Annotated in this window: 16 protein-coding genes; 9 read left to right on the top strand and 7 right to left on the bottom strand. The window is 44.3% G+C overall.

Going from position 1 to position 20499, the window contains the following annotated elements:
* Positions 1-218: 218 nt before the first annotated feature.
* Complete coding sequence (locus QUA97_RS00415; protein ID WP_333192016.1) at positions 219-6101, bottom strand: protein kinase domain-containing protein; 5883 nt, start codon at positions 6099-6101, stop codon at positions 219-221.
* A gap of 43 nt (positions 6102-6144) precedes the next feature.
* Between QUA97_RS00415 and QUA97_RS00410 the strand changes: the two genes are divergently transcribed.
* A complete protein-coding gene (locus QUA97_RS00410; RefSeq protein WP_333192013.1) occupies positions 6145-6303 on the top strand; it encodes a hypothetical protein in 159 nt (52 codons plus the stop codon).
* A 787-nt stretch (positions 6304-7090) separates the two neighbouring features.
* On the opposite strand, the gene QUA97_RS00405 is transcribed toward QUA97_RS00410, so the two are convergent.
* Positions 7091-7234 carry a hypothetical protein gene (locus QUA97_RS00405; protein ID WP_194012032.1) on the bottom strand — a complete coding sequence of 48 codons (144 nt, stop codon included), beginning with the start codon at positions 7232-7234 and terminating at the stop codon, positions 7091-7093.
* 248 nt (positions 7235-7482) lie between these two features.
* Between QUA97_RS00405 and QUA97_RS00400 the strand changes: the two genes are divergently transcribed.
* From QUA97_RS00400 to QUA97_RS00375, 6 genes are all read left to right on the top strand, one after another.
* Positions 7483-7983, top strand: a complete 501-nt coding sequence (locus tag QUA97_RS00400; protein WP_194012031.1) for a peptidoglycan-binding domain-containing protein — start codon at positions 7483-7485, stop codon at positions 7981-7983.
* Positions 7984-8282: 299 nt separating this feature from the next.
* Entirely contained in the window at positions 8283-8708 is a 426-nt protein-coding gene (locus QUA97_RS00395; protein WP_194012030.1) for a photosystem I reaction center subunit II PsaD, read from the top strand.
* Positions 8709-9088: 380 nt separating this feature from the next.
* Positions 9089-9952, top strand: coding sequence for a GNAT family N-acetyltransferase (locus tag QUA97_RS00390; RefSeq protein ID WP_333192010.1), 864 nt, complete (start codon positions 9089-9091; stop codon positions 9950-9952).
* 285 nt (positions 9953-10237) lie between these two features.
* The gene (trpE, locus tag QUA97_RS00385) at positions 10238-11785 is read left to right on the top strand and encodes an anthranilate synthase component I (RefSeq protein WP_333192247.1); all 1548 of its coding nucleotides are present in this window, start codon (positions 10238-10240) and stop codon (positions 11783-11785) included.
* 331 nt (positions 11786-12116) lie between these two features.
* Positions 12117-13001, top strand: a complete 885-nt coding sequence (locus QUA97_RS00380; RefSeq protein ID WP_333192008.1) for a PhzF family phenazine biosynthesis protein — start codon at positions 12117-12119, stop codon at positions 12999-13001.
* Positions 13002-13505: 504 nt separating this feature from the next.
* Positions 13506-13982, top strand: coding sequence for a hypothetical protein (locus QUA97_RS00375; protein ID WP_333192006.1), 477 nt, complete (start codon positions 13506-13508; stop codon positions 13980-13982).
* Positions 13983-13999: 17 nt separating this feature from the next.
* On the opposite strand, the gene QUA97_RS00370 is transcribed toward QUA97_RS00375, so the two are convergent.
* The 5 genes from QUA97_RS00370 to petH form a co-directional block, all read right to left on the bottom strand.
* The gene (locus QUA97_RS00370; RefSeq protein WP_228049684.1) at positions 14000-14836 is read right to left on the bottom strand and encodes a hypothetical protein; all 837 of its coding nucleotides are present in this window, start codon (positions 14834-14836) and stop codon (positions 14000-14002) included.
* 86 nt (positions 14837-14922) lie between these two features.
* Positions 14923-16239, bottom strand: coding sequence for a homoserine dehydrogenase (locus QUA97_RS00365; RefSeq protein ID WP_333192003.1), 1317 nt, complete (start codon positions 16237-16239; stop codon positions 14923-14925).
* A 136-nt stretch (positions 16240-16375) separates the two neighbouring features.
* Positions 16376-16804: a Uma2 family endonuclease gene (locus QUA97_RS00360; protein ID WP_333192000.1), complete on the bottom strand. Its 429-nt coding sequence runs from the start codon at positions 16802-16804 to the stop codon at positions 16376-16378.
* Positions 16774-17106, bottom strand: coding sequence for a Uma2 family endonuclease (locus QUA97_RS00355; RefSeq protein ID WP_333191997.1), 333 nt, complete (start codon positions 17104-17106; stop codon positions 16774-16776). The genes QUA97_RS00360 and QUA97_RS00355 overlap by 31 nt, the downstream gene beginning before the upstream one ends.
* 266 nt (positions 17107-17372) lie before the next feature.
* Entirely contained in the window at positions 17373-18578 is a 1206-nt protein-coding gene (petH, locus tag QUA97_RS00350; RefSeq protein ID WP_194065603.1) for a ferredoxin--NADP reductase, read from the bottom strand.
* A gap of 44 nt (positions 18579-18622) precedes the next feature.
* Here petH and QUA97_RS00345 point away from each other — a divergent pair, with 44 nt between their 5' ends.
* Complete coding sequence (locus QUA97_RS00345; RefSeq protein ID WP_194065602.1) at positions 18623-18871, top strand: hypothetical protein; 249 nt, start codon at positions 18623-18625, stop codon at positions 18869-18871.
* A gap of 622 nt (positions 18872-19493) precedes the next feature.
* Complete coding sequence (locus QUA97_RS00340) at positions 19494-20498, top strand: phosphoribulokinase (protein WP_194012731.1); 1005 nt, start codon at positions 19494-19496, stop codon at positions 20496-20498.
* Position 20499 lies beyond the last annotated feature (1 nt).

The raw sequence follows: 20499 nt of genomic DNA, 5'->3' as shown, positions 1-20499 counted from the left end.
CACTCCTGGTGATGTTAACTGTTAACTGTTAACTGTTAACAGTCAACAGTCAACAGTGAATTTACTATTCCGATGAAGAGAGGATTTGATATGACTAATGACCAATGACCAATGACCAATGACTAATGACCAATGACTACTGACCAATGACTACTGACTACTGACTACTGACTACTGACTACTGACTACTGACTACTGACTAATGACCAATGACTCCCCTACATCGGAATACCAATCGTAAACTCTGTACCCGATTCTAAGGAAGACAAACATTCCAAAGTTCCCCCATGTTTTTCAGTCACTATCTGATAGCAAATAGACAGTCCCAATCCCGTACCTTTACCTTCTACTTTCGTTGTAAAAAATGGCGTAAACAATTTTGTTTTTACAGCTTCCGGCATTCCCAGCCCGTTGTCAGCAATCCGAATCACAATCTTGTCAATTATTTCCGGTTCTTTCTCGCAAACTACCGCCGTAGAAATTAGAATTGTATTCGGATTTTCTTCAATTTCAGCGTAAGTTTTTCCCGCGTTAGCTTCTTCAAAAGCATCGATCGCATTAGCAATCAAATTCATAAATACTTGATTGAGTTGTCCGGGATGGCATTCTAATTTTGGTAAATCACCGTAATGTTTAATAACTTTAATAGCCGGCCTGTTATTTTTCGCCTTGAGCCGGTGAGACAAAATCATTAAAGTAGTTTCCAGGCCTTCGTGGATATCAACTGCTCTTTTGTGCAGAGTGTCGGTGCGGGAATAGTTGCGTAGAGATTGCATAATGTCGCGGATGCGATCGATTCCCATCTTCATTGACTCTGCAGTTTTGGGCAAATCAGCTAATAAATACTCTAGCTCTATCGATTCAATTTCCTGTTCAATTTCTGTTCCCGGTTCGGGAAATTTTTCTTGATAAAGATTCACCAAATTAATTAAATCAGCAATATATTCTTGGACGTAGTGCAAGTTTCCAGAAATAAAGCCAATAGGATTGTTCACTTCGTGAGCAACTCCAGCAACCAGTTGTCCGAGTTGCGAGATTTTTTCAGTTTGAACTAATTGCGCCTGAGTTTTTTGCAGTTCCATCAATATGTTTTCTAAATTTTCAGCTTTCTCTCTCAGTTGAGTTTCTGATGTTTGCAAAGCTTGTTCCGCTTGCTTGCGGTGACTGATATCGCGACCAATTGACAAAGCATGGGGTTTCCCTTTGTATTCAAAAAACTTGGCTCTAATCTCAAGATCGAATTCTGTACCGTCTTTTCGCAGCACCACAGTTTGACAATAAAATTCTTGGCGCGAGATGATGGTTGCGATAAACTCATCGAACAGATGTACGTAATTTGGGTGCTGGACATCGAGGGGACTCAAGCTCAAAAATTCCTCCCCAGAATAACCGTACATTTCGCACGCTATCGGGTTTACTGCCGCAAATTTTCCGGTTTCCAAATCTACTAAGGTAAGTCCGTCTGCTACACTCTCAAAAATACTGCGGTACTCTTCTTCTTTTTGGGCGAGTTCGACTTGGGATTGTTGTAAATTTTCTAGGGATTCAGCTAATTGGCGGGATTGATTTTGTTCGCTAGCGTACAAGCGCGCATTTGCAATGGCAATTGCTGCTTGTGCGGTCAACATTTCCAAAAGTTTTAACCCTTCTTGGGTGAAGGCTCCGGGCACGAAGTTATTTTCTAAATAAACTATACCGATCGACTTTCCTTGATAGACTATTGGCGCGCACAAAACCGACTTTGGTTGATAATGTTGAATGTAGGTATCAAAGTGGTAAAGTGTTTCTTTAGCTGCATCGATTAGCACCAGCGGTTCCTGAGTTCTAGCGACGTAATTAATGAGGGAAATAGGAACTTGGCAGTTGTTTTGGATTTGGTGCAATTCTTCAAATATTGCATAATCGGGCCGATCGCTATCCGACACTTCAACAAACAAGTACCCGTCTCGTTCTAAAAGAATGCAGCCGGTTTGGGCTCCCGCATTTTCTAAAATAATATGCAGCAGTTTTTTTAATAATTTTTCTAAGACAATTTCGCTAGAAATAGCCTGGGAGGCTTTAATTACTGTTTTTAAGTCAAAAATATTGACATCAGCGGCTGTATTTGCAGTTCTAGTTATCGTTGTCGGAGCATCGCTGATTTTGTTAAACCAATCGAGATAAAATTTTTCTAGTCGATCGACTTTGGCAGTTGCACCCCACTCTAGATAGCAAAAGCGAGCGTCATTGAGATATATTTTAGCGAGATTGTAACGATTTTCTGCTAGATAAAATCGGGAAGCTAATTCATTGGCGAGGGCAGCATTTTGGACGAAGCCATGTTTGAGCGCGGAGGCGATCGCCCGATCGTAATGTTGCGCTGCTGTGTAGCTGTCTCCTGACAACCTCGCGATTTCTGCCTGAATTAATGAATATTTGTGCAGGTAATTTGCAGGGGAATGCTCTGCAAAATCTCGAAATTGGTCTCGACTAATATTGAGCTGTTTTCGGTAGAGCTTGGACTCGATATCGTTGGCTGTTGTGCAAGCAGCAGCTAGGGCGATCGCGTGATGGAAGCAAAAAACGGGATTGACAAAATGTCCTGCGCCGCCTTTCAAAAATTCTGCACCTGCGAGGGCATATTCTAATGCCCGATCGACCTCGCCAAACCAATTAGCTAGGGTGAGCTTGTAAAGATAAATTACAAAAGCAGTGGTAAGATCGGCAGAGGAATTCGCGAATGCTAAAAGCTGCTGTTCGTCGATGAAGGTTTCCGGTTCTAGGGCGGTTGCTGCTGGGGTGGTGAGTTGGGCGATCGCATTTTTGGTCAGCAAGTGATAAGCTAACATATTGCGATCGACCTTTGAGAGCACGGGAATAAATTTATCAGCAATTTCCGTAGATTTAGCCAAAGATTCGTTGCCAAAAAAGCCGATCCAAAGATAATTAATCGAAGCGTATCCCGACCATTGATAAGCACCTGTTTCTAAACCGCTACTGAAAGCTTTTAGTATAAAAGGCTTGCACTCATCAAGATATTTCATGTAATGTAAAGTTAAAGCCCCCCACATATGGAAAATACCAGCACCTAACTCTTTATTATCCCAGCGTTCGTAGAGGTTGAGCGATAGTTTTCCGGCGCTGCTACCAGCCTTGATTTCGCGATATTTGTTGACCAAAGTAAAGGCGTACAAAGTGTAAGCAAAGGCGGAAAATTGAGAATTGCCGTACAGTATGCTCGTTTGCACAAACTTCATCGCGCAGAGATATTGAGCGTTGGGACTGGTAAAATAGGCGATCGGGAAAAGTTCTTTCAAAATCCGGTGAGCTGCCAGTTTGAGCGGATCGGTAAGTTCTGGTAAATATGCCAATCGATCGATCGAGCCGCCAATCATCCTCTTCGTCTCGACTAATTCACTGGCTAGAAAATCATCATCCGGGTACGGCTCAATATCAATCCCCAAAGAATTTAAGGATTCAATCGCTAACTGATAAGCAGCAGATAAATCATTCTTCATCCGCAGACAAATTATTTTTAATTCTGCGATCGAACACCGTTCTAACAAAGTCTGAGATAGGGGTAAAATCCTGTCAAAAATAGCTAAAGCTGCATCATTTTTGCCATTCAAATATTCCGCTTTACCCCGTTCTAAATGTAGCCTCAAACTCAAGGCATAATTATCTTGCCAACTTGACACAGGCAAACAGTCGCACCCAGCTTGAAAAAAAGTAAGTGCATCTTCAAAAGCCGAAGCAGCTTTGGCAGTTTTCCCTGCTTGTAAATTTAATGCTGCTAATTCATAAAGTTCTTCAACATCGACAATCAACCCGCGAGCCAAGTTCAAATGATTGACAATATAAAAAATCTGTTTTTGGCGTTGGGCTTCATTGCTTAAGGTTAACAACAAACGTCCCAGCTTCCAGTGCACAGATTGTTTTTGCGAGTCAGGAATCATCACGTAAGCGGCTTGTTGAACCCGATCGTGTAAAAATTTATAGCGCGCTTTGTCGGCTATTTTTTCCAAATTATTTAATTCCTGCTGCTCAAATACTTGCGGTAATCGATAGCCACAACCTAGAGGCAAAATCAACCCTACTTCCAATGCTTCCCATAAATCTTGTGCTGTTTGAGTCAAAGATTGTTCGCTCAATACTGACAATATATCTAAACTAAATTCATTGTCTGTACAAGCTGCCAACTGTAAAATTCTCTGAGTTGGATCTGACAAATTTTGAATTTTTTTAATCATTAAGTTGACTACATTTTCCGAAATATTTTGCTCTTTAATTTTTTGAATATCCCACTCCCATTCGCCGCAGATTGCGTTAAACACTAGCAGTTTTTCATAATACAATGATTTCAATAGTTGCTTGACGAAAAATGGGTTGCCATTAGTTTTTGCTAGCAGTAATTTGGCAAAATCGGCGGCTTGTTTGCCGTCGCATTTTAAGGTTTCCGAAACCAATCGGTTTACATCGTAAATTGCTAAGGGTTGCAGCCGAATCTTGGTCGTCGGAATTCCTGTTTCCCCAATTACTTCAGTAGCCAGCATAAACGGATGCGTCGGGCTTACTTCATTATCTCGATAAGCAAGAATCAGCAGAAAGTAAGGGTTTTTACCAAAGGTATTTTTTTGGTATAAATTGATTGTTCCAGCATCCATCCACTGACAGTCATCGAGAAACATTACTAAGGGATGTTCCGCAGTGGCAATTGCTTGAAATAACTGCTGAATCACTCGGTAGAAGCGGTTTTGAGATTCAACTAAACCAAGTTTTGGTACGTCTGGCTGCTCGCCCAAAATTAGTTGTAATTCCGGGACGGCATCGATCGCAACTCTGGCATTTTTTTGCAAAGCGTTGAGTAAATGTTTTCGCCATTCTGCTAGCTGAGTTGGGGTTTCCATCAAAATTTGCTTGACTAAGTTACGCATAGCTTGAGTGAGACAAGCATAGGGAATATTTCGCTTGAATTGGTCAAATTTACTAGAGGTAAAGTAGGCGCGCTGCCGCGTTAAATTCGGGATAATTTCATGGACTAATGCAGATTTGCCGATGCCGGAGTAGCCGCTTACTATGACAATTTCACTGCGGCCGTTGCTGACGCGACTGTACACTTGTAATAGTTGTGCTATTTGCGTTTCTCGTCCGTAGAGTTTCTGAGGAATTGACAACTGACTGAGGGTATCGACTTGTCCGGGAATAAAGTTAACAATTGTCCCTAACTTCTCGATTTGATTTTGGCAGCGTTCTAAATCTGCTAACAATCCTGTAGCTGTTTGATACCTGTCTTCAGCATTTTTTGCCATGAGTTTTGCCACAATTTGGGTCAAAACCGGGGGAATTTGTGGGTTGAATTGTTGTATGGGAAGGGGTTGTTTGGCAATGTGACAGTGTACAATTTCTAATGTATCGCTACTGGTAAATGGTAATTGTCCTGTCAGCAGTTCGTAAAAGGTGACACCTAGAGAGTAGAAATCGCTGCGGTAGTCTAGAGGGCGGTTCATCCGCCCTGTTTGTTCTGGCGACATATAGGCCAGGGTTCCTTCTAGGCGATCGGGATTTTTTAAGTCTGTTTGTTCTTTTCTTAACCACGAAGCGATGCTAAAATCAGCAACTTTTATTTGCTTGGTGTGGGGATTGATGATAATGTTCTCAGGTTTAATGTCTTTGTGAATGACTTGATTTTCATGCAGAAATATCAAAGCTTTGGTGATGGGCACGACTGTGTTAAAAAAATCGACAAGGGATAATTGGTAATTGGTGGCACTCGCTGGTGGACTATTTGTTTGTCCTGCGGCACATTTTAGCCGATCGCCTAGGGTGTTTATCCATTGTTTGAGGGAGATTCCTCCAATATCTTCTAATACTAATACTAAGTAATTTTGATGCGTTTCGAGTCGAAAAATTTTGATGACATACTGAGAATCGAGATGTTTGGCGATATGATATTCGTGTTTGAACCTGGCAATCTGTTCGAGGGTAGGATAGTCAATTTTTAAAATCTTGAGAATGACTAACTGTTTCTCGGCTGTCGATACTGCTCGGTAAATAACTGTGTTAGTTCCTTGGTGAATGAGTTCTTGTAAGTTGTAACCCGAAATTTCCGAAGCTGGCAGCATAGTCGATCCTTCCCAGTTTATAATTAAGTTCTTATTCTAGAATTTGACATCTCGATCCAAGATGAACGGCGGGCGATCGCCTGGCCGCAAACAAGCAGGTTTGAAAGATATATCGATCGCCAAATTTAAAAATTACTTACGTATTTACAGGTATTTTTTTATGTTCCCGGACGTAAAACAAACCGATTTCTACGAAAAATAGTCGATAATTCCGAGAGATACTTGACGCAGAAACCGGGTTTTTGACCCCGCGTGCGTCTGGGATTGTTTAAATAGACTTCTCCAAGAATGGTTGTAAATCAGGCTCTTCGAGGCTGTTCTTTAAATGCTGTTCTGGAGATTTCTAATAAATCGAGCGATCGGGAAATTGCCGCTCTGGATTTTTCATTGTTGTTGTGTAAGTGTTGCAGGCTTTACATTAAATCTTACAACATCGCGCCGATCGCTGTAAATTAAGTTTATTAAAAATTAATAATAAAAGCCCTAGGGTAAATAAATAGATTGTGATTGCGAGGAAAAGGAAAGCAATCGCAGAAAGATTGTGTTTTTATCGAAGTCGAGCGGGACTGCTTTACCTGCATAAAAAATCAGGTTGATAGGTGGTTGTAAGCTGGAGAATTTACTGAGATGTAAACTGTCGTTTTTTAGTGACGGCTGCGGAAATTACTTATATCAAAACTCTTTTTGTAGGATGCGGCGGCAAAGATTGAGCAGATTTGCTTAAAAACTGGGTTTCTCAGTTTTAGGTGCGTAGGTGTCGATCGACTAACTCGATCGATCGCCCGATGCAGCTTAACACAAAAAAGTTTTCAGCGCCGAACCAGCCTCCTCCTCTAGCCTTCTCACCCTCAACCCTCACCCTATGAAATACACCTTTCAGGTGATGCCGCAGGCGCGGTGTCTATGTTTAGGATCGAAAGTATAGAAGCAGATTCAGGACGCGCTGGCTTTGTTAAACCCGGTGTTTAGGCAAAATTTCGGGTGTAGCCCTAGCGATGCTGGCGAGAATGAAGTTGGAAGGCGCACAAATCTTGATATCGCGTTTGTTCGATCAACCACAATAAAATGCGATCGCGCGTGGGGAATTGCGGGCGTACTACAAACCGTTTTTGTTGCGGTAATCTACCAGACATGATGTGATATCAATTCCGGTTCCACTCCTCATGATGTTAACTGTTAACTGTAAACAGTCAACAGTCAACAGTGAATTTACTATTCCGATGAAGAGAGGATTTGATATGAGATGCTAAAAGTCGATCGAATCGGTTGAGACACTGCCATCGCCAGTATTGATTCGCCAAAACTTGAGGATGCAAATGTTTCGCCCGGAAAAACTTTTTTACAAACAGAATAGTCAAACCTAAAGGTTACGAAATTTATTATGTCACTTAAAACTCGGATGAATTCTACCGAAGCTATCGCCAACCACCCGCAACTGCAATTAGGTTCTCAAGGTAAAGCCGTGTTGGAACTAGAACAACTGCTAACCAAGCTGCGCGTTTACCGGCAGCCTGCGAAAGGAATTTTTGACAAAGCAGTGGAATTTGCTGTGAAACTGTATCAGTTTCGGGTTTTCTTGCCGCCGGACGGTATTGTCGGGCCGCTTACTTGGCAGGCCCTTGATACTCAATCTCCGGTTAATATGCCGGTACTCAGATTCGGCAGTTCTGGGGAAGCAGTCGCTACTGTTCAGGAAGTTTTGAGGCTTTCCCAGCACTACAGTGGTGAAATTGACGGCCAATTTTCTACTTTGACAGAGAACGCTGTTCGCGCATTTCAAAAAAGCTTTGGGATTGAGGCCGACGGGGTTGTCAACCGAGAAACTTGGACTGCTTTGAGTCAAATTCCGCGCGGTTATGACCCTCATTGGTTCTTGACTTAGGCTTGGTGCAGTAAATGGTGCGATCGCCCGCACAGAGAAAACTGGGGGAATATGCGATGCTTTGGGTGCGCTACAAACACCCGAAGCATTGCATTTTTATTGAGCTATTATTTGGGGGATTTGTATTTGATAATTATGTTTTCTAAGTTTGGCAAAAATTACTAATTATCAATTATCAAATACTAATTAGCAATTATCAGAAAAGATCGATCGCCCAAAAACTGTTAACTTTCCTTACAATTTTGAGAACAGCGCGCAGTCTGGATGATAGGATGCCGTAAAATCCTTTGGATATATCTATGGCAGAAGAACTGACTGGACAACCCCCAATCTTCGGCGGCAGCACCGGCGGCTTGCTGACCAAGGCGCTAGTTGAAGAGAAGTATGCTATCACTTGGACTAGCCCCAAGGAGCAGGTGTTTGAAATGCCTACAGGTGGCGCTGCGATTATGCGTCAAGGCGACAACTTGCTGTATCTGCCCCGGAAGGAGCAGTGCATCGCTTTGGGCGGCCAGCAACTGCGGGCGAAATTCAAAATCTCGAACTACAAAATCTACCGCGTATTTCCCGACGGTTCTAATGAGTACCTGCATCCCAAGGATGGCGTGTTCCCCGAGAAGGTGAACGAAGGTCGTCCCTACGTCGGTAAGATTGACCGCAATATCGGCAGCAACCCTAATCCGATTAAGGTGAAGTTCACCGGTAAGAAAACCTACGAAGTTTAGGTTTTGAGCTAATCGCTGAGCTTGAAAAGGTAATAAGGCCCCAAAAGCTCAGTTAAGACCGATCGCCCGCAGGCCCCCCAAAAAAAAAAGGGGGAAGAGTATTCTCTTTCCTCCCCATTTTTTTTGGTAATTGAGGGCGATCGAGACTGGCTCCTCTCAGTTTTGCTTTGTAGTGCCCTCCTCGCTCGCTTGGTTCTACAAGCAAGCGGGGACAGCATTATAATCAAAAAAGGCTTTTTCCAAAAATTAGATGCTCCCATCGATACTAGGATAAAAGCGATATTTTTTAATAACTTTAGGGTTGATCTGACAGCAACGGGCCGCGCCCAACTGCTGCTAACTTCAAATATAATTAAAACTTAATCATTAATTAAAAATGAATGAATGTCGCAATCAGGCGAGCAACACCAAGTGATATCGATATTTGCGCTCGCATTAATTATGAAGCTTTTAAAGATATTTCCGATCGCCATTTCTTCCCTCACACAGATTTTATGACGGTAGAGTTGGCTGCCGAAATCACTCAGTTTTGGATTGAAAATCCCTCGTATTTCGGCATCGTAGCCGAGAGCGCCGGTGCGGTTGTCGGCTGCGGTTTTATGGACGAACGCAACCCGATTCGCGGTATCGGGCCCGTCAGTGTCGCAAGCGCTTTTCAACGCCGCGGCGCGGGACGAGAAATCATGAAAGCCTTGCTGGAACGGGGAAAAGACGCAGAGGGCATCCGTTTGGTGCAAGAATCTTTCAACATGGCTGCGCTGTCACTGTACGCTTCTCTGGGTTTTGAGGTGAAAGAACCTTTCGTGCTAATGGAGGGGAAGTTTCACAGCCAACCGCAGTATGGGTTTGAGGTGCGGCCGCTGACTGCTGAGGATGTGGGCGAATGTCAGGTTTTGTGCGAAAAAGTATGCGGGTGCGATCGAACTTCCGAGATAGAATACGCCCTGAATCACTTTTCCCCCTTCGTTGCTTGCCAGCAAGGTCGGATTGTGGCTTATACTTGTGCGGTATCAGCTTTGGGCCACAGCGTCGCCCACACCGAGGCAGATATGCAGGCTTTGCTCTTGGGGGCTGCTGCGTACACTTCCGAAGATGTGCTGGCTTTCCACTTGCCGCTGAGATATGCAAGTTTGTTTCGCTGGTGCTTGAAAGAAGGGCTACGCGCCGTCAAACCGATGGCGGTGATGGCCGTTGGCGACTACCAGCCGCCGGAGGGATGTTGGTTTCCGTCTTTTGTTTATTGATTGTAAGTAAATCCACTTAATTAAACATACAATATGTATGGATCAAAAGGTTAGTGTGTATTTCTTCTTTATTCTTCTTCTTCTTTCTATCTTTCCTTCTTCTTCCATCTTCCTGATGACGTTGTACGGAAAGCAGTTGCCAGTTGTCAGTAGTTATTTGTCAGTTGTCAGTTGTCAGTTGTTACCAATAACAAATAACAAATAACAAATAACAAATAACTAATGACTAATGACAAATAACTAATGACTTCTTCCATCTTCCATTTTCCTTCTTCCTTTTACTTTATGATGTTTCCCGACTTCTCACAATTTTCAGAACTGGCTAAACAAGGCAATTTTGTGCCCGTGTATCAAGAATGGGTTGCTGATTTGGATACGCCAGTGTCTGCGTGGTATCGGGTTTGTGCCGGTCAACCCTACAGTTTTCTGCTGGAGTCGGTGGAAGGTGGGGAGAAAATCGGGCGTTATAGTTTCTTAGGGTGCGATCCGCTGTGGATTTTGGAGGCTAGGGGATCTCGCACAACTCAAGTTTACCGCGACGGTTCCCAAAAAGTATTTGCCGGCGATCCGTTTGCAGCATTAAACGAGTGTTTGCAGCCCTACAAACCAGTGAAATTGCCACAATTACCGCCGGGAATTGGCGGGTTATTCGGTTTTTGGGGTTACGAGTTAATTAAGTGGATAGAACCGCGAGTTCCCGTGCATCCGGCTGCAGAAAACGATTTGCCCGATGGGTTGTGGATGCAGGTTGATAATTTGCTGATTTTTGACCAGGTGAAGCGGAAAATTTGGGCCGTAGCCTATGCGGATTTGCGGGAGGTTGGCGTTGATTTGGCTGATGCTTACGGCAAAGCGTGCGATCGCGTTTCTCACTTAGTAAATAAGCTGCAATCCCCGCTTTCCCAGCAATCTACTCTCATAGAATGGACTCCGCCGAGGGACGAGCAAGATGTCGGTTCCACAAATGAAAATACAGAATTAGCTTACACCAGCAATATTACCCGCGACAAGTATTGTGAAAATGTCTTAAAAGCCAAGGATTATATCAAAGCCGGAGATATTTTTCAGGTAGTAATTTCGCAGCGGCTGGAAGCTAAATATAGCGGCGATCCTTTTGCACTTTACCGCTCTTTGCGATTGATTAATCCTTCTCCGTACATGGCTTATTTTAATTTCAGAGATTGGCAGATTATCGGTTCTAGTCCCGAAATTATGGTGAAGGCAGAAAATACTGCCGACGGCAAAAAGATTGCAACTTTGCGGCCGATTGCCGGCACGCGCCGCCGGGGCAAAACTCCCGAACTAGATGATGCTTTGGCTGCCCAATTGCTGCAAGATCCGAAGGAAATTGCGGAACACGTCATGTTAGTAGATTTGGGCAGGAATGATTTAGGTAGAGTTTGCCGAAATGGTACTGTCAAAGTTGATGAATTAATGGGAATTGAGCGTTATTCTCACGTGATGCACATTGTGAGCAATGTAGTGGGAGAATTGGCCGAGGATAAGACAGCTTGGGATTTGTTGAAAGCTGGTTTTCCTGCGGGTACGGTTAGCGGTGCTCCGAAGATTCGCGCGATGGAAATTGTGCACGAGTTAGAAGGTTGCCGTCGCGGCCCCTATTCTGGGGTTTACGGGTATTATGATTTTGAAGGACAGTTGAATAGCGCGATCGCAATTCGGACTATGGTTGTTCGTTCTTTAGATGGAAATAAACATTCGGTTTCTGTGCAAGCCGGTGCTGGTTTGGTGGCAGATTCTAACCCGGATCTGGAGTACGAAGAAACTCTGAATAAAGCCAGGGGAATGTTGCAGGCCATTCGCTGTTTGAAGTAATTAGAAGTCAGTAGTCAGTAGTCATTAGTCATTAGTCATTAGTCATTAGTCATTAGTTATTTGTTATTTGTTATTTGTTATTGGTAACAACTGGCAACTGGCAACTGACAACTGACAACTGGCAACTGGCAACTGGTAACTGACAACTGACAACTGACAACTGGCAACTGCTTTCCGTACAACGTCATCAGGAAGAAGGAAGGCTTTGTGAGCGCGTACAACCAAATAAACCGGGTTTTTTAGATAATTTGAGGGTAAAAACTAAGTATTGTCGTAAAAAACCCGGTTTCTGAAAACTCCTGACTAAAAACTACTGTTGCAAGAGGGAAATATGAATTTTTATATAGTTGATGTGTTTGCTGAGTCAAAATATGCTGGCAATCAGCTAGCTGTATTTTGCGGCGCTGGAGTTGCCGAGCTCTCAGAGGCCGAAATGCTGCTGATAGCGAGGGAAATTAATTATTCCGAAACCACGTTTATTCGATCGCCCGATCCGCGAAATAACGGCTACGACGTGCGGATATTCACGCCCAAGAAGGAATTGCCCTTTGCCGGTCATCCGACGTTGGGCACTGCGTTTGTGTTGCAGCAAGAGATAATTGGCGAAAAGGTCGATCGAGTAATTCTCAATCTAGCCGTCGGTCAAATTCCTGTCACCTTTAATTATCACAATCAATCCGCAGATATTTTATGGATGCGACAAAACCCGCCAACATTCGGTCAAGTTTTATCAGCCGAAACTCTCGCCCGCATCCTGAATTTAGAAGTCGATGAAATTGATGCAAAATTCCCCATTCAAGAAGTTTCCACCGGAGTGCCGTTTATCATTGTACCGTTAAAAAATCTCGCAGCGCTCAAAAAAGCTCAAGTTAACTTAGACCAATATTTTCAACTGATTAATACCACAGAAGCCAAAGAAATTTTAATTTTCTGCCCGGAAACCTACAGCCACATTAATGATTTAAGCGTCCGAGTTTTCGCCCCTTCCCTAGGAATTCCCGAAGACCCGGCGACGGGCAGTGCCAATGGCTGTTTGGCTGGATATTTGGTAGAATATGGTTATTGCGGGGCAGCCAAAATTGATGTGAGAGTCGAACAAGGTTATGAGATTGGCAGACCTTCGCTGCTGCTATTGAAAGCTCAAAAAAATCAGGAAGAAATAGAGGTTTTGGTTGGTGGTAAGGTTGTGATGGTGGCGAAAGGAGAATTTATTTAGATTTATGAATGCGAAATTCTTAACTGCAGGTGAACGCAGATATAGCCGAGTCTCAGAAATATGACGTACTATCCGGCATAGGGCATACGTCACCACGCGATCGAACCGCTATATACCAATTTTTAAAATTTATACAACAATGTTTGTAGGGCGCGTCGCCATAGATCGTCCCCCAAAAAAATCGAAAATCTCCAAGCGACGCACCTCCTCGACAATATTTGAGCAAACAACTCTCTGTTTCACTCTGCCCAAAAGTTATATTTGAGCAAGATTTTTTTAAATTGGTATTACTCAACAGCAGAGACTTTTATTTACCAGGGGTGAACTTGTCAGCACTCAAATAGTTGGGCTTAATTTTAGTATGCCCGTCAATGAATTGCTAGCCTCAAAAAATGAGTTCAATTTAATTATTTTCCATCAAAATTGCTGAATATGAGGTAGCTCACATTCAGTGCGGCGTGTTATTGTTATAGTGAAAAAGTCATCCATACCAAATACTTTCCCATGCTGCAAACATTTTCGCGGATTTTAAATGTATCCCCCGAGGATTCTGAAGCCATGCTTTCGCTTCCATTAACTACCTTGCTGGAATCACCGGAGTTAAATCAAGTTTTGGGGAGTCTCGATACTGCTTTGCTAAAAGAAACTTTACCCACTGCTGGAGCTGTTTTAGCCAAAAAGCTGCCGCCTTTTTACGACTGGTTGCAAACAGAACTAGGAATTAAAAATGTCCCGGACAGTCCCGATCATACTACTAAATGGGTAGTGGATTTTTTGAAGAATCAAGAAAGTTTAACTCGTTTAGTTGAATTGCACAAATCGATTCCCAGCAAAGCATTAGAAAGATCGATCCCTCGCTTAGTTAGCGCTTTTGATGAGGTTGAACCCATCGCCGTTAAGGAAGAGTGGGAAAAAGCGATCGCAGCCCTTTGTCTGGTACTCGCCGTCGCAGCGCGGGAAAATCAGCCCTCTGCTACCTGAAGCAATTTGGTCTGAGTTTAAACAAAGCGACTTTTTCGGAAAATTTGCAATTGAGCCCGATCGATCTGAACGACTACCGGCTTTTTCTTGTTGAGGACGATCGCATTATGCCGATTTAACAACAGCCACTGGGCAAATATTGCCATCAGGACTCGTCTTTTGCGAAACTTACGTTCAAAATGAGCCCTTCGGACGATCGCCTCTTCTAGCTTGTAACAACAGTTTTCCCCTTTCTGGGAAATCACAAAAATTGTTCCCGGTATGTAATCGCCTTCATTTGCCCAGAAAGCATACCTTTCGCCTAAAGTAAAGTAGTGAAAAACATTGTTAGCGGTGGAAGTTTGAGCTAACTTTTCCGAAACGCCCACAGAATTAAAACTTACAGTACATCGCAGATAATTCGGGTATTTTGCTGCAATTTGCTGAGCAACTTTGCCGCCCAAACTTTCTCCGATGACATCCGGCGGATTTCCGCTGTGAAATTGCTGTTTTATCCAATCAATAGCACCCGCAGTTTTCGCCGCTTTTAACTGGCGTTCTAGTTTTGCCATAAATACATCGGGCGTATCTTCCAAAACGCGCTCGAAAGGATACCAAGAACCGTAGCCGCGAATCACGAGCACGGGCGGATTGTTCCCAGAAACGGGAAGGCGACTTTCAGCATAAAAACCAGTACCAGAGTCTTCAAAGACTTTTTCTATGATATAATTTCCATCCACAACTTGCCCTAGCTGGTGCCGAACGTAAATTGACGGATTGCTGGGTTTGAAAGTATCGTGTAGTTGGGGTTTGGCAAACTTTTCGTAGATAGCATCTAGCAAGTGCCTTCCTGTAGGGCGATCGACAAAATCCAATTGTATTGATCCGTACTAAACTAAAAACAATCTAAAAAAGGTTAGTAGTCAGGAATTTAGTCCTGACTATTAACCTTGTGGAATTCTTACAAAACTCGCAAGGTACTCGCAATACTATCGACTGCTTCCATCGCGCGAATTTCAGCAAGCGCTTGCTGAAAATTACCTTCCTTCACATCGTGAGTCACCACCACAATTTCTGCTAAATTGCCGTGAATTCCAGTTTGCACAATGGACTCCAAACTAACTTTGTGGTTTCCAAAACAAGTCCCTAGTTTACCAATTACTCCCGGAGAGTCGCGCGTCAGAAAACGGGCGTAAAACCGAGTCACAAGTTCCTGCATTTCAGCAATTTTGCAGTAATGTTGATGAGTGCAACTCAGCAAAGGATGGGGAATCGGAACAGTTTCGGTTTTCAGGATTGCCGCCACATTCAAAATATCCGATACCACCGCGCTAGCTGTGGGGCCCGCCCCCGCACCGCGCCCGTACAGCATCAATTGTCCGATCGGCTCTCCTTCGATTAAAATTGCATTGTAAACACCGTTGACACTCGCCAGCGGATGAGTCTTCGCCACCAAAGTAGGATGCACTCGAATCGAGAGGAGTTCCGCTTCTTCATCCCCATTTTGCTTGGAACTTTGGGATTTTTCCTCAGCAATAGCCAACAACTTGATCGTAAATCCCAGCTTATCAGCATAGTCAATATCCGCCGCACTAACTTTTCTGATACCTTCGCAGTGAACATCGGCTAATTTGATGCGCCCGCCAAAAGCTAGCGAGGCTAAAATAGCAATTTTATCAGCCGCATCTAATCCATCTACATCCGCTGTAGGGTCAGCTTCAGCATAACCTAATTGCTGAGCGTCGGCGAGCACTTCGGCAAAGTCTGCACCTTCACTCTGCATCCGCGTCAGGATGTAGTTAGTTGTGCCGTTAACGATGCCCGTGACAGTTTTGATGCGGTTTGCACCTAAAGATTGTTTGAGGGTTTGAATGACTGGAATGCCACCGCCTACAGCAGCTTCTAACATCACGTAAACGCCTTTTTCGTTAGCCGCGTCGAAGATTTCACTACCGTAGCGGGCGATAACTGCTTTGTTGGCGGTGACGACGTGCTTCCCGTTGGCGATCGCTTGCAGAATGAGCGATCGCGCCGGTTCCAATCCCCCAATCAGTTCTACTACAATATCAACTTCCGGGTCAGTGGCGATCGCCTCTAGGTCAGTTGTCAGCACATTTTCTGGCAATTGTAAAGACCGAGTTCGAGAAATATCGCGCACTCCCACCCGATAGATTTCCAATTCCTGCAACAGCGAATGGCGATCGTCTCGGGAGAGCAAAATCTCTGCAGTTCCCGCGCCAACTGTACCCAAACCTAGCAAACCAATTTTGAAAGCCACGACTTTGACCCGTTGAAACTCACTTAATCTACAATCATTGTATGACAACCGGGCATTCACAGAATAGCGATACCCCCGACTTCTTAAAGAAGCTGGGGCTCTGCATGACTAATGAATCCAGAATTTACACAGCAATTTAAAGCTCTGCATCCATATCTGCTCCCATTTCTCGCAGCCTCTGCGCCAATCTTTGGGCACGCTGCCTTTCTAAATTAACTTGCTGTTCTAGCTGTTGATTCTGCTGTTCTAGCTGTTGTCGCCGTACAGATTCTTCTCGAATTAAATCTTCGACTAGCGGTGGAGATAGGACTTCATTCACCGATAAAATAAATTCAGCGAACTGTACAGACTGAACAAGCTGTCCCGGCAAAAATTCCTGGTGAGAATAACTGCCTTCATTTTCAGGACGGCTGCATACTCGTATTTTCGGTCGATTGGGGTCTACAATCCAATATTCGGGGATATCAATTAAATCATATTCTGCCCGCTTGCGGATGTAGTCGTCCCGCCAATTTTGACTGGTAACTTCAATAACTAACAGCGGTTTTTCTTCAAAGTCCAGCACTGTGGAACCAGGTTGCGCGCAGACTTCCACAAACTCCGAGTGCAAATTACCACATCAGCAATGCGGGAAGAGTCTTCTTCAGTTCGGACTGCAGTAGTCACAATTGCAACTAGCGGTAGGTTGTGTGCTGCAAAGAAGCGCCGGAACTGGTAAACCAAAAACTCGCAAATTTTGATATGTATTGCTGTGGGTGTTGGCATTTCGATGAGATGTCCCCGATATAATTCATAACAAACACCTGATTCTCCCTGATAGTTCAGATATTCTTCAAAGGTCAGTTTTTGGGTAGAAGTTATAACCATGTCAGTTATCTCCCTTTTTCGGTGAGCTTACTGTCTATTTTACACTTGTATTGGGTGAATCTGCCCCTGAATAGACTTGGATTGCATTCATTTACTTTCCTATCTTGAAATTATCTGCGTTAATCTGTGTTTATCTGCTTTGCATCTGCGGTTGAAGGATCCATCGAAGATTTATGCAATCTTGTTTAATGCTGAAAACTGTTTCACAAAAAAATGTAGGGCGAGCCAAAGCCCGCCCTACTATTCAAATTAAATCAGGTAACACATTAATATGTTTCAACGTGCCAGCGATGCTGTTTTTTCAACTGTTTTTGATAGCTTGTCCAGTCAACGTCGTGCTTGCTAGATGCAGCAGACATTCCCTCATCAATTCCGCCTTCCATTCCCTTCAAACCACAGATGTAAGTGTGAGTTTTCGGCTTTTGAACCAATTCCCACAATTCGTCTGCGTTCTCTTTAATCCGGCTTTGAATGTACATCTTGCCGCCGTCAGCAGTTTTTTGCTCGCGGCTGATGGCATAAGTCAAGCGGAAATTATCGGGGAACTCGCGCTGCAATTCTTCCAACTCTTCCTTATAAAGAATGTTGGGAGTGTAAGCAACTCCAAAGAACAGCCAAGCTAAACCTTTGAATTTGTAATCGGGATTGTTTTCTTTGAACATCCGCCACAAATAAGCGCGGAAAGGAGCAATACCCGTACCGGTAGCCATCATAATTACGGTGGCATCTTCGTCTTCTGGCAAGAGCATTTCCTTGCCTACCGGGCCGGTGATTTTGACATTATCTCCAGGTTGCAAACCGGTGAGAAAAGTCGAACAAACACCGAACACTTGTTCGCCAGTTTCTGGGCTTTTGTACTCTAGGCGGCGGACGCACAGAGAGACTGTTTTGTCGTCTACATCGTCTCCGTGACGGGTGGAGGCGATCGAGTAAAGCCGAATTTTGTGAGGTTTGCCGTTTTTATCCGTCCCATCAGGAATAATCCCGATACTTTGACCTTCGAGATAGTGTAACTTGCCTCCAGAAATGTCAAATTTGACGTGGCGGACTGTGCCTTCGCCGCCTTCTCTGACCAATTCTTCTGTAGAAATGCACTTACCAATATAGGGATTGGCCGGCTTGTAAAGGTTAACAGGAACCTGAACTTTTTCCTTGGCTTGAGTCATGGGCTTAGCTTTTTCTCCAGATTTCTGACTCTGTAGCCCTGCTTCTGGTGCAACTTTGCTATGAGTTTCGGGAGCGCCGTTTAATGGGCGGATGCTGACGATTTTGCCACCCATGCGAGCAATTCTCCGCATTTCCTGATTCATGCGATCGTAGGGAACGGAGATAAACACGCTACCGCTACGGCGAATCGGGTGACTTGTTTGGTCAGTTGCTTTGCTCTGACGCATACCCTCCACTTCGTAAACAAAGATGCGGCTGCCTGATTCTGAGTTGGCCGCTACACCAGATATGCTTGGGCTGTACATTTGTTGCTTGTCCTTCACGATACAGAGTTATAAAGAAAGAGAATGTGACGTTAGACTCAATTTACTTTTTTCTTAAGGCCATCTGGACTAATTGGCCGCGCCAATCTTCGGGCCTCGCCGTTGCGGGCGGGCGTGTCCCTTTTTGGTCGATCGCGCCTCCAGTTCCCCATCAGCCGAACATCACGCCGGCTATAGAGTCCGGCTGCGTTCAGGTGTTGACCTATAGCTATTGTTGTCTGCGTACTGCCAATATTTTACCCGATCGCGGGATCGGCCCCGATCGCTCCTTCTGATTTGGAGATTCGGCAGAGGCAGAGTCCGATATCGGGAGAGGATTTAGCTTATCAAAGGGAATACGGCATGGAAATATACAACTTATAATAATGAAGTACAAATTAAAGCACAATTTGATTAAATGACGTTGAACTTGTAGTGGGCGGACGCATTCTGGTAAGATTAATCACTAAAGTTAGCATTAATAGCCCAAAAATTGGGGTACGATCCCGTCCAATAAGGCAGGCGAGCGGGCAAGCCCGATCGGACGGGAATCGTGATGGAACTATATATTGTTGATTCGCCAGATGTAAAAATCCCGTCTCAACTCCATAGTCCAAAAAATCTCAAATAGGTTGAGGCATCAACCTAGAGGCGAGGCAAGATCGGACAAGCTGTGCTTGCCAGAAGCTGTTTGAATCCACAATCCCCATGCCTTGAGGGACCGGGAGTATGTCAATTGCCTTGAAGATTGCTTGGGTCTTCCCTCGCAGGCAGTCAACTGACTCCTGTATGCTGGTGAGTGCTCGATCCGATCGGGGTAGCAACAAAATCGCACAAAGCCGGCACGCTACCTGCGGCCTGAAATTTTGTGGAATCTAGACTTGAGTTAGTAAACAGTGATTTTTTTAGAGGGAAACTATGACAAGTAAGCCGGATCGCGTGGTTTTAATTGGCGTAGCCGGAGACTCCGGGTGCGGAAAATCTACTTTTTTGCGCCGATTGACAGATTTGTTCGGGGAAGATTTCGTGACTGTAATCTGCCTCGATGACTATCATTGTCTCGATCGCAAACAGCGCAAGGAAACAGGGATTACCGCCCTTGACCCCAGAGCTAACAATTTTGACCTGATGGCCGAGCAAATGAAAGCGCTCAAAGAAGGTAAGGCGATCGACAAACCGATTTACAACCACGAAACCGGTCTGCTCGATCCTCCTGAGCGGGTAGAGCCAAATCACATCATTGTGATTGAGGGACTGCACCCCCTTTACGACGAGCGAGTGAGAAATCTCATCGACTTCAGCGTCTACCTCGACATCAGCGACGAAGTTAAAATTGCTTGGAAAATCCAGCGCGACATGGCGGAACGGGGCCACCGTTACGAAGACGTGCTGTTTGCAATCAACGCTCGCAAACCCGATTTCACCGCTTACATCGACCCCCAAAAGCAATACGCTGATGTGGTAATTCAAGTATTGCCGACCAACTTGATTAAAGATGACAAAGAGCGGAAAGTTCTGCGCGTGCAGATGATCCAGCGCGAAGGTATCGCCAATTTTGAGCCAGCGTATTTGTTTGACGAAGGTTCAACAATTAACTGGGTTCCTTGCGGTCGCAAACTGACTTGTTCCTATCCCGGAATTAAGATGTACTACGGGCCAGACGCTTTCTACGACCACGAAGTCTCGATTTTGGAAGTAGACGGTCAGTTCGAGAATCTGGAAGAAGTTATTTACATCGAAAGCCATTTGAGCAAGACTTCTGCGAAGTATGAAGGCGAGTTAACTCACCTGTTGCTTCAGCACCGCGAATATCCCGGTTCCAACAATGGAACTGGTTTGTTCCAAGTGTTAGTCGGATTGAAGATGCGGGCGACTTACGAGAAGTTGACTGCGAAGGAATCGAAAGTAGCTGTTAGTGTTTAGA

The organism is Microcoleus sp. CZ3-B2 (assembly GCF_036705055.1).
Taxonomy (GTDB): domain Bacteria; phylum Cyanobacteriota; class Cyanobacteriia; order Cyanobacteriales; family Microcoleaceae; genus Microcoleus.
This window is presented reverse-complemented; position numbering and strand designations above follow the sequence as displayed.

Coding starts and splice junctions, on each gene's coding strand:
- QUA97_RS00415 (WP_333192016.1), bottom strand. CDS start 6,101: ATGCTGCCAGCTTCGGAAATTTCGGGTTACAACTTACAAGAACTCATT.
- QUA97_RS00405 (WP_194012032.1), bottom strand. CDS start 7,234: ATGTCTGGTAGATTACCGCAACAAAAACGGTTTGTAGTACGCCCGCAA.
- QUA97_RS00400 (WP_194012031.1), top strand. CDS start 7,483: ATGTCACTTAAAACTCGGATGAATTCTACCGAAGCTATCGCCAACCAC.
- QUA97_RS00395 (WP_194012030.1), top strand. CDS start 8,283: ATGGCAGAAGAACTGACTGGACAACCCCCAATCTTCGGCGGCAGCACC.
- QUA97_RS00390 (WP_333192010.1), top strand. CDS start 9,089: ATGAATGTCGCAATCAGGCGAGCAACACCAAGTGATATCGATATTTGC.
- trpE (WP_333192247.1), top strand. CDS start 10,238: ATGATGTTTCCCGACTTCTCACAATTTTCAGAACTGGCTAAACAAGGC.
- QUA97_RS00380 (WP_333192008.1), top strand. CDS start 12,117: ATGAATTTTTATATAGTTGATGTGTTTGCTGAGTCAAAATATGCTGGC.
- QUA97_RS00375 (WP_333192006.1), top strand. CDS start 13,506: ATGCTGCAAACATTTTCGCGGATTTTAAATGTATCCCCCGAGGATTCT.
- QUA97_RS00355 (WP_333191997.1), bottom strand. CDS start 17,106: ATGGTTATAACTTCTACCCAAAAACTGACCTTTGAAGAATATCTGAAC.
- petH (WP_194065603.1), bottom strand. CDS start 18,578: ATGTACAGCCCAAGCATATCTGGTGTAGCGGCCAACTCAGAATCAGGC.
- QUA97_RS00340 (WP_194012731.1), top strand. CDS start 19,494: ATGACAAGTAAGCCGGATCGCGTGGTTTTAATTGGCGTAGCCGGAGAC.